8 protein-coding genes are annotated in these 14,767 nt (G+C 40.5%); 2 read left to right on the top strand and 6 right to left on the bottom strand.

From position 1 onward, the window contains the following. From HMPREF2607_RS03595 to HMPREF2607_RS03570, 6 genes are all read right to left on the bottom strand, one after another. Positions 1 to 2,239 (bottom strand): GBS Bsp-like repeat-containing protein (locus tag HMPREF2607_RS03595; RefSeq protein WP_070475928.1); only part of this gene is annotated, 2,239 nt, incomplete at its 3' end. Positions 2,240 to 2,526: 287 nt separating this feature from the next. Then, complete coding sequence (locus HMPREF2607_RS03590) at positions 2,527 to 6,078, bottom strand: GBS Bsp-like repeat-containing protein (protein ID WP_070475925.1); 3,552 nt, start codon at positions 6,076 to 6,078, stop codon at positions 2,527 to 2,529. A 274-nt stretch (positions 6,079 to 6,352) separates the two neighbouring features. Next, the gene (gene lpdA / locus HMPREF2607_RS03585) at positions 6,353 to 8,110 is read right to left on the bottom strand and encodes a dihydrolipoyl dehydrogenase (protein ID WP_070475922.1); all 1,758 of its coding nucleotides are present in this window, start codon (positions 8,108 to 8,110) and stop codon (positions 6,353 to 6,355) included. Between the two features lie 171 nt (positions 8,111 to 8,281). Further along, on the bottom strand, positions 8,282 to 9,670 hold the full coding sequence (locus tag HMPREF2607_RS03580) for a dihydrolipoamide acetyltransferase (protein ID WP_070475919.1): 1,389 nt from the start codon (positions 9,668 to 9,670) through the stop codon (positions 8,282 to 8,284). 235 nt (positions 9,671 to 9,905) lie between these two features. Continuing rightward, positions 9,906 to 10,904 carry an alpha-ketoacid dehydrogenase subunit beta gene (locus HMPREF2607_RS03575; RefSeq protein ID WP_013990622.1) on the bottom strand — a complete coding sequence of 333 codons (999 nt, stop codon included), beginning with the start codon at positions 10,902 to 10,904 and terminating at the stop codon, positions 9,906 to 9,908. A 24-nt stretch (positions 10,905 to 10,928) separates the two neighbouring features. After that, positions 10,929 to 11,900: a thiamine pyrophosphate-dependent dehydrogenase E1 component subunit alpha gene (locus HMPREF2607_RS03570; RefSeq protein ID WP_070475916.1), complete on the bottom strand. Its 972-nt coding sequence runs from the start codon at positions 11,898 to 11,900 to the stop codon at positions 10,929 to 10,931. A 602-nt stretch (positions 11,901 to 12,502) separates the two neighbouring features. Between HMPREF2607_RS03570 and HMPREF2607_RS03565 the strand changes: the two genes are divergently transcribed. Both HMPREF2607_RS03565 and HMPREF2607_RS03560 read left to right on the top strand, forming a co-directional pair. Next, positions 12,503 to 13,351 (top strand): ATP-binding protein, encoded by an 849-nt coding sequence (locus HMPREF2607_RS03565; protein ID WP_261674271.1) that lies wholly within the window; start codon positions 12,503 to 12,505, stop codon positions 13,349 to 13,351. Beyond that, positions 13,341 to 14,630, top strand: a complete 1,290-nt coding sequence (locus tag HMPREF2607_RS03560; RefSeq protein ID WP_021144195.1) for a hypothetical protein — start codon at positions 13,341 to 13,343, stop codon at positions 14,628 to 14,630. The genes HMPREF2607_RS03565 and HMPREF2607_RS03560 overlap by 11 nt, the downstream gene beginning before the upstream one ends. Positions 14,631 to 14,767: the final 137 nt, after the last annotated feature.

Below are 14,767 nucleotides of genomic sequence, written 5' to 3'. Positions count from 1 at the left end.
CATGAACGATGTACTTGCCTGAATTCCACTTGTGCTGGCTGGCTGAAATAGTCACTTTATAAGAACCATCATCTTGTTTTGTGGCATTATGCCAAACAAGATTATCCTGACCATTTTGCTCAGACCAAACAGGGATAAGGACACCTGAAATACCACTTGGATTGGTCAGGTTGGTGATAAGAACATCAAAAGTTCCACGATTTTTATCGTTGTTTGTGATGGTCAAAGTTCCCTGAGTCTTAGTGATATCAAGTGTCACTTGTTTGCCACCTAGGCCAATGTATTTCCCCTCATTATCAACCAAGTAAACATGAGAATTATAAAGACCACTATCACCCTTATGGTTGCTTGAACGAACAGTTACTTTATAGTCTCCGTTGGCTTGCTTAGCTGCCTTGTACCAGATGATATCATCTTGGCCGTTCTTTTCTGACCAAGTAGGAACTAGTACTTCTTTGAAGCCACGTGGTGCAACCAAGTTTGAGATAACAACATCATAGCTACCAGTAGCATTGTTGAGACCAATGATGGCAAGGTCGGCTTTGGGTTCTGACAAAGTAACTTTTGTTTGTGTTCCCCCTACACCGATTCGTGAGCCATCATTTTGGACATAGTAAAGATGAACATTGTAAAGGCCAGTTGAGTTTTTGTGGTCAGCCACTTGGACAGTAACCTTGTAATTGCCATCTGTTTGACGTGTGGCTTCATACCAGCGAATATCATCTTGGCCATCAACCTCAGACCAGATTGGAACCTGAACTGTACGCACACCCATAGGACTATAGACATCACTGATGACTACATCAAAACTTCCAGCCCCTTTATTATTTAAAATAGAAATACTACCACTTGGCTTAGTTTCATTGACATCAACCACAGTCTCAGTCAAATACTGACGGTTACCAGAATTATCTACAAGATAAACATCTGCTCGGTATTTTCCAGTTGAATGTTTGTGGTCTGAAGCTTTAATCGTCACACGATAGCTACCGTCTGCTTGCTTACTTGCCTTATGCCAAACCAAATCGTCCTGTCCATTAACCAGACTCCATGATGGTACCAAAATTTCTTTAATGCCATTAGGAGCAACAATATTACGAACAACCGCATCAAAAGAACCTGTTGTAGCATTATTATTTTCAATAGCTAAGCTTGCACTTGGACGAGCTTGGCTAACTTCCACCACTTTTTCAGTCAAGTAGAAACGCTTATTAAAATTATCTACGATGTAGGCATCTGCACGATACTTACCAGTTGAATGTTTGTGGTCACTTGCCTTAATAGTCGCACGGTAGGAACCATCCGCTTGTTTCGTAGCCTTGTGCCAAATCAAATCATCTTGACCACCAACGAGACTCCATGACGGTACTAAGATTTCTTTCACACCTGTAGAGGCAATAATATTTTTCACCACAGCGTCAAACGTGCCTGTAACTGCGTTATTATTTTCAATAGTCAGGCTTGCGCTTGGACGTGAGTAATTAACAGAGACTACTTTCTCAGAAATATAGTGTCTCTTATTTGTTCGGTCAACAATATAGGCATCCGCACGGTAATTGCCAGCCTCACCCTTGTGATCAACCGCCTTAATAGTTACACGATAAGAACCGTCCATTTGCTTGACTGCCTTATGCCAAATCAAGTCATCTTGGCCATTGGCTAGACTCCAAGATGGTACAAGAACTTCTTTAACCCCCAAAGGTGCAACAATATCTCGAATAACCGCATCGAAGGCACCAGTTGCCTTATTGTTATTCTCAATTGAGAAGCTTGCCTTTGGTTTTAAGACATCGGTATCATAAGACGAAGCTGAGGCATGAGTCAACTTAGCTGGTTCAGTTACCGTAGTATTTGAAACCTCAGAAGCAGCCGATACAGTCGCATTTTCTGAACTTGCTACTGCGTTCATTGGAGCTACAGACTCAGAGGTAACTCCTTTTGATTCAGATGATTCAAGTGTTGTTGAGCTTGCTTGGCTAACTTGTGGAGTACTTGAGTTTGCCACCTCACTTGTTGCTGTAGATGCTGCCGCCACAGTTGAACTTGGTCTTGCTGATGGTGACTCTTGTGCAAGAACTGCCCCACCACCAAAAATATCAGCTGCAGTCGCAGGTTGATACTGGTTCCCTTCAGTAACCGTAGGCATTTGCGTAGCTACCTCATCCGCACTGGCCACCTGAGTAGTCACTGCCATGAGAACAGCTGCACTGGCATAGTAGATAAAATCTTTTGTTCGCATTTAACTTTCCTTTGACACTTTTTAATACGTCACCCATTTTACCATAGAAAATGTCTTACGAATAGAGCAAAAGTGATAATTCTCTAAAAAAACTATAAAAATGATAAAAAAATAAGTAATTTCCATACTAAAAGTATCAATGTCATCCAAATAAAGAACCTAAAAACCTATAAATAAGAGATTTCAAATGTATATATAATATTCTGAAAATAAAAAAATATGACTATCAAAAATGAACACCAAAAAAGCCCTTAGAAGTTTCCTTCTAAAGACCTTTCATTAATAGATTAAGCAAAGATTGAGAAGAATGGTGCACCAAGCTTAGTATCCATTGCATCTCGACTCTGAACACCATGAATGTAATCCAATGAATACCAACCATTGTTATTGGCGTTAAATGGATCACGAACATAAGTTTTACCATTATCATAGCCATGAAGCACGATTTCGTGCGTGTAAGGATAATTGATAAATTGGCTTGCTCCTACTGCTGCCAGAACGTGTTGGCCTGACATCAAAGCTGAAGCAATATTAGCAATGCTTGAAAGCACGTTGCTATTGAGACCCCAATTTTTACTTGCTAATACAATACCATCCGCGTCTGTACCAGCAACTGATGTTTTATTGAATGAATTTGTATTGTAGTACAAATAATCCGCAACTGTCGTTGGTGCAATTACAGTTCCCAAGATATCAGTAAAAGTCATGGCAAGTGATGTTGGAACACAGCCTGACTGGTCCATATTGCTGACACCATACCACTTAGAAGCCCAACGAGGATCACGTTGAGAATAATAAGTCGTCTGAGGCTCAACACGACGATTACGTGGAGCAAGAGCTGTCTCACCAAGGTTGAATCCGTCTACAGTATTGTCTACATAGTCTACATAAACATGAGTCGTATAGTTACCAATGAGATTCTTATGATTAACAGTCGATACATTGATTTCAGTATGTGTTCCAGTAGGTGCCGTATTGTACCAAGAAAGGTTTCCTTGGTTGCTTTCTGACCATACAGCTACACGGATATTCTTAATTTGACGTCCTTGTGGTGCCTGATCAACCACTACTGTGTAACTACCAGCTTCTGAATTAACATTAGTGATATAGGTTTGCGTTTTAGTCTTAGCATTACGGAATTCAACTGTCGTCGTTGTGCCACCGACACCAACTTGTGAACCATCATTTAAAATGTAGTACAAATGAATATTGTACAAGCCTGTTGAGTTTTTATGGTTAGTAGCTTGAACATTTACTGTATAAGTGCCATTAGCTTGACGTGTTGCTTCATACCAACGAATATCATCTTGTCCGTCTTTTTCAGACCAAATAGGTACTTGAACAGTACGAACACCTTTAGGACTATAAACATCACTGATAATAACATCAAAGGTTCCAGTATCTTTATTGTTATTAACTACTGAAATAGTACCGACTGGTTTATTATGTTTCACATCCACAATTGTTTCAGTGACATAATGACGTTGGTTGGCATTATCTACGATATAAACGTCCGCACGGTAATTGCCTAGAGAATTCTTATGCTCACTTGCCTTAATAGTAACACGATAGCTACCATCAGATTGGCGACTAGCTTTGTGCCAAACCAGATCATCTTGTCCGTTAACCAAGCTCCATGATGGAACTAAGACTTCCTTAACCCCATTTGGTGCTACGATATTGCGGATAACAGCGTCAAAAGTACCTAAATCAGCATTATTATTTTCAATAACGAGACTTGCGCTAGGGCGAGTTTGAGTAACTTCTACCACTTTTTCAGTGAGATAGAAACGTTTGTTAGAGTCATCTACAATGTAGGCATCAGCACGGTATTTACCTGTTGAATTCTTATGATCCGTTGCCTTGATAGTCACTCGGTAAGAACCATCAGCTTGACGAGTTGCCTTATGCCAGATAAGGTCATCTTGACCACCAGCTAAACTCCACGAAGGAACAAGAACCTCTTTCAAACCTGTAGGAGCAACAATATTACGAACAACGGCATCAAAAGTACCTGCTGCAGTATTGTTGTTTTCAATTGTAAGGACACCACTTGGTCGAGCATAATCAACAGACACTACTTTTTCGGCAATATAATGACGATTGTTAGCGTTGTCCACGATGTAGGCATCAGCACGGTAATTCCCTTTATTGCCCTTATGCTCACTTGCCTTAATTGTTACACGATAGCTACCATCATTTTGCTTAGTTGCCTTGTGCCAAATAAGGTCGTCTTGACCATTTTCAAGACTCCATGATGGGACTAACACTTCTTTAACACCTAGTGGTGCTGAGATATTAGTGATAACGGCGTCAAAAGTTCCTGCCTTAGCATTATTATTTTCAATAGCAAAACTTGCTTTAGGTTTCAACTGCTCTGGTGTCTTACCAATGAAGACCTGCGTAGTTGTTCCACCAACACCCGTCATTTGACCATCTTTTTGAATATAATAAAGATGGATGTTATAAAGACCGGTTGAGTTTTTATGAGCTGAAGCCTTAACGTTTACTGTATAAGTTCCATTATTTTGACGGTTAGCCGTATACCAGATAATGTCATCTTGGCCATTAATTTCTGACCAAATTGGAACAGAGACAGTTTCAACACCGTTTGGTGCCTTAACATTAGAGATGACAACATCAAAGCTACCAAGAGTTGGATTGTTATTGACAATAGAAATGGTTCCACTCAAATCGCCTTGGGTGGCATCAACCTCAGCACTGGCATTAGCTGTGAAACGTCCTGTATAGTCCACGCTGTGGTCAAAGACATGTTTACCTGGCAAGAGATTAGCCGTAGCTGAAAACTGCCATGCTCCAGTTTTGGCATTATAGCGCATGTTCTTAGCACTTGTTGCTGTAAGAGTTGTTGATGGATACTGGGCAACCCAGAAATTCTCAATCCCAAATTGAGAGGTTGATACAGGTCCACGGTAGCCTAGATTGTTCTCATCCAACCAGCTGGCACTTGTATAGAACATCAAGTTGTTGTATCCATGCTTACGCATTTCGTTAACCCAAGCTTGGGTGTTACGGTTGATATTTGGAAGCATCTTAGGGTCTTCGAAATCATTAACCATAACAGTACTTTTTGGAAGGTTTAGTTTTTGTGCAGCTTGGATGTAGAAACGAGCTTCTGCACGTGCTTCTTCCTCAGTTGTGTATCGAGAAAAATGATAGGTTGATACTTGAAGACCAGCAATTTGAGCATTGCGAACTTGTGAGGGTGCTTTAGGGTTGTTGTACCAAGTGTCCTCAGTCAACTTTACAACGACACCACCCACACCTTGGCGTGCAAGTGCACGATAGTCATCTACACTGATCTCACCATTATGGCTGCTGACATCGATAAAAGTCTTTGGTTGCACCTTAAGCGTTGGCGAAGGAACATCCGTAGAATTCGTCAATTTAGCAGGTGTTGCTACAGCACTGTTTGACGTTTCAGAATTTGTCGCACTTGAAGAAGCTGTTGCACTTTCTGAACTAACAACTGAAGATGTTACTGAATTTGATGACACAGCAACAGTAGAGTTAGCTACTGAAGTTGATGCCACAGTTGTTACAGCCTCTGAACTTTGTGCTGCAAGTGACGTAGATACCGCAGAAGCACTAGGTTTTGCCACCTCACTCGTAGCTACGGGTGCTGAAACAGTTGAACTAGGAGTTGCAGGTAAGGCTGCTTCTCCACCAAAAATCTCAGCCGCTGTCGCAGGTTGATACTGATTTCCTTCAGTAACAGAAGGTGTTTGTGTCGCCACTTCATCTGCCTGAGCAACCTGAGTTGTCACGGCTAAAAGAACAGCCGCACTAGCATAGTAGATAAAATCTTTAGTTCGCATTTAACTTTCCTTTTGCATTTTTATAATACTTTAACCATTTTACCATAGATAAACTCTCATGGAAAGGTCATTATTAAAAGTTTTCTAAATAAGGCAGAAATATTATAAAATTCTAAACGCTCCAAAATTGCGATTTATCTTATTTGAAAACCCTTTAACTACCTATTCGTATTTAACACTAAAAATGCAAAGATATTTACAAGATATAGATAAAGATGAAAATGTGTGACAAAAGAAAAAATCCCCGAACTTCCGTCCGAGAATTTTATCAGCTTTATTTACGTTTTGGTGGGTTATGGATAGCTTCTCCAAGTACGTCAGCAAAGGCTTCATACATGTTTTCAGAGAAGGTTGGGTGACCGTGGATAGATTGCAAGAGTTCATCTACAGTCAATTCATTTTCCATAATTGTTGATGCTTCGTTAATCAATTCAGCTGCGGCTGGACCGATAATATGAACACCAAGGATTTCATGGTACTTCGCATCTGCAACGACTTTAACAAAACCTTGAGCTTCATTTGAAGCGATGGCACGTCCGTTACCAGCAAAGCTTGATTTACCAATGAGAACATCACCGTATTTAGCGCGTGCATCTTCTTCAGTAAGACCACACATTGCTACTTCTGGATGAGTGTAGACAGCTGCTGGTGTGTAGTCAAGGTGAGCCTTACGGACATTGCCACGCATAGCATTTTCAGCTGCAACTTCACCCATACGGTAAGCCGCGTGAGCAAGCATCTTAGTTCCGTTAACATCACCTGGTGCGTAAATTCCTGGGATTGATGTTTCTTGATAAGCATTAACCTTGATACGACCGCGGTCAAGTTCAAGGTTAAGATTTTCAAGACCATCCAATTGTGGGACACGACCGATTGAAAGAAGGGCACGATCCGCTACAATCTCTTCACCATTATTAAGTTTAAGGGTCAATTGGTTGTTAGCTTCTACAATCTCAGAAACCCCAACAGATGTCATGATCTTCATACCCTTCTTAGCAAGGATTTTTTGAAGTTCAAGAGATACTTCCTTATCCATAGCAGGAATAATGCGGTCAGCCATCTCAACAACAGTCACTTCTACACCGTATGAGGCATAAACAAGACCAAGCTCGATACCAACGACACCACCACCCATAACAGCAAGTGATTTAGGCAATTCACGTAAGTCAAGAATATCATCTGATGTCATCACAAGTTGTGACTCAATACCAGGAATATTGATACGAGATACTTTTGATCCAGTCGCAAGGATGATATTGCGTCCCTTGATTGTTTCTGAACCAATAGTAACTGTCTTATCTGGGTTAACTTGACCAAGACCGTTGAAAATAGTGACCTTGTTAGCCTTCAAAAGACCTTGAACACCACCAGTAAGGGTCTTAACGACAGAGTTCTTAAAGTCAACTGTCTTATCCATATCGATAGTGTAGTTTGTTGACGCTAGGTTGATACCACGACCTGCAGCAATCTTAAGTCCATCAAGGATTTCTGCATTTTTAAGGTAGGTCTTAGTTGGGATACATCCTTTATTCAAACATGTTCCACCAAATTCAGATTTTTCAACGATAGCAACCTTACCACCAAGTTGTGCACCACGAATGGCAGAATAGTATCCAGCTGGACCACCACCGACAACGATAATATCGTACTCATTGTCAGCAAGCGGTGCTGTTTCTGCAGCGGCTGCCGGAGCAGCTTGGGCAGGAGTTTTAGGAACTTCAAGACCAGCTGATTCCAACTGAGCAGTTGCTTCTGCAACAGGTGCGCTAGCTGCCTTATCAGCCACAACTTCACCTTCTGCTCCAATATAACCAATAACCTCAGTAACTGGTACAGTTTCACCAGCCTGACGCGTAATCTTCAAAAGAACACCAGAATCTTCTGCTTCAAGTTCCATGTTCGTTTTATCTGACATGATTTCAAGAAGGATATCTCCCTCATTAACCACATCACCCTCTTGTTTCTTCCACTCGATGATTTCGCCTTCCTGCATATCAACACCAAGCTTAGGCATAATAATCTCAAAAGCCATTTATAAGATACCAAGAGCGACCAGAAAGCGACTGAAAATTAGGCGTCTGACATGTCAGCCTGCTGACGTAGACAGACGGTCTATTTTCCAAGCTTTCCGCTCGGGTTCAGTTATACCCTCTGGTTCGCCCTCTCCTTTCTATTAAAACTTCAGTTTTCAGATATTTTTTTCTTAAATCAACAATTCCATAGGATTTTCAATCAAATGTTTCAAATCAACCATGAATTTGGCACCATTCATACCATCTACAATACGGTGGTCAATTGTCAAGCATAGACCCATGATTGGACGTACGACAACTTCCCCATCAACAACAACTGGAGTTTGAATCGTTGCTGAAACACCAAGGATAGCTGAGTTTGGTTGGTTGATGATTGGGTTAAATGATTTGGTTCCAAACATTCCCAAGTTAGTAATAGAGAAGGTTGAACCTGACATTTCAGCAGCCTTCAATTTACCAGCTTGAGCCTTCTTGATGACATCCTTAGAAGCCACAACGAACTCAGACAAACTCATCTTATCTGCACCGTGAACGACAGGTACAATCAAGCCATCATCGAGACCAACGGCAATACCGAGATTAACAAATTTATGTAATTCGATATTTTGTGCATCATCAATCAATGACGCATTGAGGTAACGGTGTTCCTCTTTCATAAGGGTACGCACAACTGCCAAACCAATCAAATCCGTGAAGGTTACCTTCATACCAGTCTTATTCATGATTGGATCAAGGACTTGCTTACGAAGAGCCATAAGGTTAGTCATGTCAACATCATAGTTAAGGGTGAAGGTTGGCGCAGTCAAGTATGAGTGCGTCATCCCCTTAGAAATCGCCTTACGCATAGCAGACATTGGGATAACTTCCACGCCTTCTGGCAAGACTTTTTCAGGTTTAGCTTCAACTACAGGTGCAGCCGCCGCTTCTTTAACTTGCGCTGGAGCACTGATTGCAAGGATATCTTCCTTAGTAATCTTGCCACCAAAGCCTGTTCCAGATACGCTAGCTAAGTCAATACCAAGGTCCGCTGCAATCTTACGTGCCAATGGAGTCGCCTTAGGTTGAGCACCCTTAAAGTTTTCAACGTCATCAGCATGAACACGACCTTTTGCTCCAGTTCCTGGAACTTGAGCGAGGTCAATACCCAACTCACGCGCCAACTTACGAGCCTTAGGTGTTGCACGTACTTTGCCACCTTCGTGAACGACAGGTGCTTGCGTTTGCGCTGCTACTACAGGCTCTGCTACAGCGGCAACTTCTTCAACTTTTGGCGTAGGTTCAGCAGCTGGCGCGCTAGCTGCCTTGTCAGCCACAACTTCACCTTCTGCTCCAATATAACCAATAACCTCAGTAACTGGTACAGTTTCACCAGCCTGACGCGTAATCTTCAAAAGAACACCAGAATCTTCTGCTTCAAGTTCCATGTTCGTTTTATCTGACATGATTTCAAGAAGGATATCTCCCTCATTAACCACATCACCCTCTTGTTTCTTCCACTCGATGATTTCGCCTTCCTGCATATCAACACCAAGCTTAGGCATAATAATCTCAAAAGCCATATTTTATGATACTAAGAACGCTAAAATGCGACAGAATTTTAGGAGTTTTACGTTAGTGTGCTTGCACACAAGTAAAACTATATAAATTCCGAAGCATTTCGTTCGAGTTCAAATCGACTCAAACGCTTTAACGCCCTCTCCTTTCTACTTTAAATTATAATTTCCGATACTCCCACAGTTAAAACAAGAAACACATTTTACTAGCGAGAAATATCACTTAACCATCGCTAGAAAGTTAGTTTCCTTTATTGGCCATCTTGATAATAGCAGCCTTGATCTTTTCAACATCTGGAAGAACCGCTTGTTCCAAGACACGCGCATAAGGTACAGGCACATCTTCACTTGCCAAACGTACAATTGGGTGGTCAAGGTAATCAAATGCTTCACTTTCTGTAACCATAGCAGCAATTTCACCGATGAATCCACCAGTCTTATAAGCATCATTGACCAACATAAGTTTACCAGTCTTCTTAACTGACTCGAAAATCAATTCCTTATCAAGTGGGATAAGCGTACGTGGGTCGACAACCTCAACATTGATACCTTGTTCAGCTACTTCTTCAGCAGCCTTAAGAACACGTTCCAACATACGACCATATGTGACAATAGTAAGGTCAGTCCCTTCACGCTTGATTTCACCTTTTCCAAGTGGAATGTAGAAATCAGGATCTTGAGTCACTTCCTCTTTCTTACCGTAAAGTGCTTTTGGTTCCATGAAAATAACAATGTTATTGTCCTGAATAGCAGATTTCAAAAGACCTTTAGCATCGTTAGCATTACCTGGAGCAACCACTTTAATCCCTGGAATGTGAGTCAACCATGACTCAAGAGATTGTGAGTGCTGTGCCGCAGAACCAATCCCTGAACCAGAAGCTACACGGAAAGTTACAGGAGTCTTCAAACCACCACCAAACATGTAGTTGTTTTTTGCACCATTATTAACGATAGCATCAAGGGCAATCGTGATGAAGTCCATGAAAGTCAAGTCAACGATTGGACGAAGACCTGTGATGGCAGATCCAACAGCTGCACCAGCGATAGCTGCCTCTGAAATTGGTGTATCTTTAACACGTTTTTCACCAAATTCTGCCAGCATCCCAACTGATGTACCGAAGTCACCACCATAGATACCGACATCTTCACCCATAAGGAAGATGTTTTCGTCTTTACGCATCTCCTCACTCATAGCAAGGTTTACTGCCTCACGCAAGGCCATCAATTTTGTTTCACTCATACTTGTATTCCTCAACCTTTCTCTTTAGTCTACCCATACATCTTCAAAGGCAACTGAAAGTTCTGGATCTGGGCTATTTTGGGCGAACTCATAAGCTGCATCAACCTCTGCCTTAACTTGGCTTTGGATAGCATCTAACTCTTCAGCGCTTGCGATATTTTCAGAAACGAGATAGTTACGGTATTTAATAATTGGGTCGTTATTGTTCTTCCACTCGTCAACTTCTTCCTTAGTACGGTAAACACCTGCATCAGCAGTTGAGTGACCAAACCAACGGTAAGATTCTACCTCAACGATAGCGGGACCATTGCCACCACGGACATGCTCAACAGCCTTGCCCATTGTTTCGTATACAGCCAAAACATCGTTACCATCTTCACAGTAGAAACCAGGAATACCATAAGCTTCCGCACGTGTATAAAGGTGGGGTGTGTTTGTTGCTTTATGGATATCCATTGAGATACCATAACGGTTATTGATGATAAAGAAGATAACCGGCAATTTCCAAGTAGCTGCCATATTGACTGATTCATGGAATGAGCCTTCATTAGTTGCGCCATCTCCTGAAAAGACCACAACAATGTTACCTGTTTCTTTGTATTGCTGAGTGAGAGCTGCACCTACGGCAAGAGCATAACCACCACCAACAATACCGTTAGTTCCGTAGTTACCTTTTTCAAAGTCAGCCAAATGCATAGAACCACCACGGCCCTTAGAAACACCTGTCGCCTTACCTGCAAGCTCCGCCATCATTTTATTCAAATCCATGTCTTGGGCAATAGATTGTCCGTGACCACGGTGATTTGAAAAGAAGATATCGTCATAGCTCAAGTGTTGAACAGCCCCAACGTTGGCTGCTTCCTCACCAACTGAAAAGTGAGTCATTCCTTGAACAAAACCACGACGAACCAATTTATTAATACGTGAATCAAATTCACGAATACGTTCCATTTTAGTGAACATCTCAAGATGTGTCTCTTTAGAAAGTTTTACCATATCGATCTCCTCTATCGAAATTTTACTATACATCTAGGATAGGTTAAAAAAACTTAATGGGCAAGAAATATGCTTGAAAAATGAAAAGCCTTACATCTTTATCACTTATAGGCAATTCGTATGCTCTTTTTGTTTGTGATATGGTATAATAGTATGATTGTATAGATTTTACCCGAATAGGAGAATATTTGATATTGAGTGATGTCATAATTCACGGGCTTACGGCATGTATAGCTTTTATTTTACAAATTATTATCTTCAAGGTGACCACGCAAAGGCCGCTTAGATACTGGATTATTATTTTAGCTGGTATAGCAATTTTTGCCTCTAGTTATTTGGGCATTTTGTATCCAAAATCCGGTTTTATTGCACTTGTACTCTTTCTAGCTGCCAAATCCTACAAAAATCTAAGACATACCATTTTGGAGACTTTCTTCATACCTTTCACCTTTGCCTTAACGGTAAGATTGGTCATTTTCCTGATTATTCCAATTTTTTTCCCTGCAGTCTTGGATTACTATTTTGCTGGTCCCTTTATTCTCTTTCTTGCTTTTTTACTTTGGTTTGCACAAAGTGCCCTTCTTCAGGTGGACTACTCTCGAATGATGCAAATTGATAAAGTAAGACCATGGTACAGGTCAACGTCTGTCGCTCTTTGTAGCTTAGCCTTTATTTACTTTGCTTCTGAACTCGTTTCAACAGACATTCACTTTACCATTGCGTTTCTTATCATTACTGCTCTGATTCTATCTAAGCAGGTTAAACTCTATAGAAAAGACCTCAATGCTCAAACACAAGCAGCCCAAGAGGAACATTCTCTCCTTCTTCAAAAATCAAGTCAGAACATCAATACCTGGTACCAGAAAAAGACTAGCCAAGAGCTCTTCATCAAAGACGAAGCTGAAAACCTCTACGATATCATCCGTTTTCAACAAAATGAGGAAGCTCAGGAGTTAATTGACTACTTGCTGACACCGAATCCGTTAGATAAGAAGATTGATCATTTTTATCGAGACAAACTAGAAAATATTAAACTGCCAGATTTACAGGTACTCTTTGAAGCTAAATTTCTAAAGGCAAAAGAACTGGATGTTTGGGTTAGTATGGAGGTCCCAGAACCTATTACCGTCTATCCTATTTATCCTTTAGACTGGGTATATGTCCTATCAACTATCTTGGATCATGTCATTGACCAAGCACAAGATAGTGAACAGAAATACCTTAGCTATGCTTATTTTAAAGATGAGGATAGTCAACACTTTGTCGTTGAAAGTTCAAGCACTAAAGAAGATTCAGCTATTACATCTGATTTCTCTGATCCTGAACTAAAACGCGTCAATACTATTCTATCTACTTATCCAAATGTTAACATTGTTTCAAATACACGTGCTGGGATTTATCGCTTACAAATTGAGATTGACATGACTAAAGGAGGTTACAATGATTACTAATATTATCAATCCTCTCTTACAGGCCGTTAGTTTCATTTCTATTTGGTACCTCTACCAGACTATGTCTAAGATTAAGCCACTACGAGGACACCTTTTACTTCTATTTTTGTCCTATGTAGCTGCAGCGTCCTATTTTAGTCTCGTAAAAATCGTTGTGGACCCGCTTTTCTTCCTTGTTGCCGATTTGGCCCTTGTCAAAGAGCGTTCTTTCTATCATCGATTGCTTTACGCTTTTTATCCAACTATCCTTTTTGATATGGCAACACGACTACTTTCAATTGTCATTATCCCTCACGTCTTACATATCAAAGGTGATATTACCCTCAACACTAACTTACATATCTTGGCCTACATCTTAGCACCATTAATCATTTACCTAATGCTTAAAATCTTCGCCGTAGACCTAAATCAGATGAGTAGTCTTGACGAAGCTTGGGCTAGACGTAACTGGTTGCGAAGCACTGCCTTCCTAGCTGTCTATTATGTCTTCTTTACTGTTATCCATGGTCTTAACAGTATTCTTCCAACAGCAAATGACCCTAAAAATTTATTTGAAATAGTTTTCAAGGTCAGTCCTAATAGTTCTGTTATCTTAGTTCTCTATATTGCCCTACTACTATGGGATTTTTACAATTGGAACCAGGCTGTCCACCAACAATCTATCGATAGACTGAACAAAGAACGTCATAAATTGTTGGGTACTATGACTAACTATAGCAAATCCTTTATCCAGATTATTATGCAAAAGCAAACGTCTTTCGACTTATTCAAGAAAAATCTCAAGGAGGTTTCTCTTGCCTTGGAAAATGAAGATACTGCCAAAGCTACTAGTCTACTTGAGATTTATAAAACGGACAATACTAGCATTGGTAATCCAGAGACTCAAGAAAACTTGGATAGGCTTAGCAATCCAATAATATCTAGTTTCCTCTCTAACCGCATTTTAGAAATGCGAGCTGCTCATATTGATATTGCTATAAACATCAGTCCTCAGTTTGGTGAGATTCCTTTATCTGACCTCGATTTATATCAACTGCTCCAAGCTTCGGAAAGAGCGATATTTAAACTACTTCGTCCTGATGTCAAGGTCAATAGTAGTTACCTTCAACTAGATCACTCACAACTCCTTGTTGTTGAATTACCAGTTTTGGCTGATAAGGTTAGCAAAGATAAAGAACTGAATGATTTAGTAAAGAGTTTGCCAAATGTTGACTATCGCATCGGTTTACATGCAGGTTATCTGACTCAAATTATTGAAATCTTTGAACCTGGTTATTAAGATCATATTTAAAAAGAGCCACTGGCTCTTTTTTTGTTACTTTATATCTCTTCTCACTAAAAATTCCTAACAGTTTAGAATGAAAGGAATTATTCGCCAAACAAAAAGACACCCAAGATCGTATAGACTGAGTGTCT

The organism is Streptococcus sp. HMSC078H03 (assembly GCF_001808655.1).
Lineage (GTDB): Bacteria > Bacillota > Bacilli > Lactobacillales > Streptococcaceae > Streptococcus > Streptococcus salivarius_G.
This window is presented reverse-complemented; position numbering and strand designations above follow the sequence as displayed.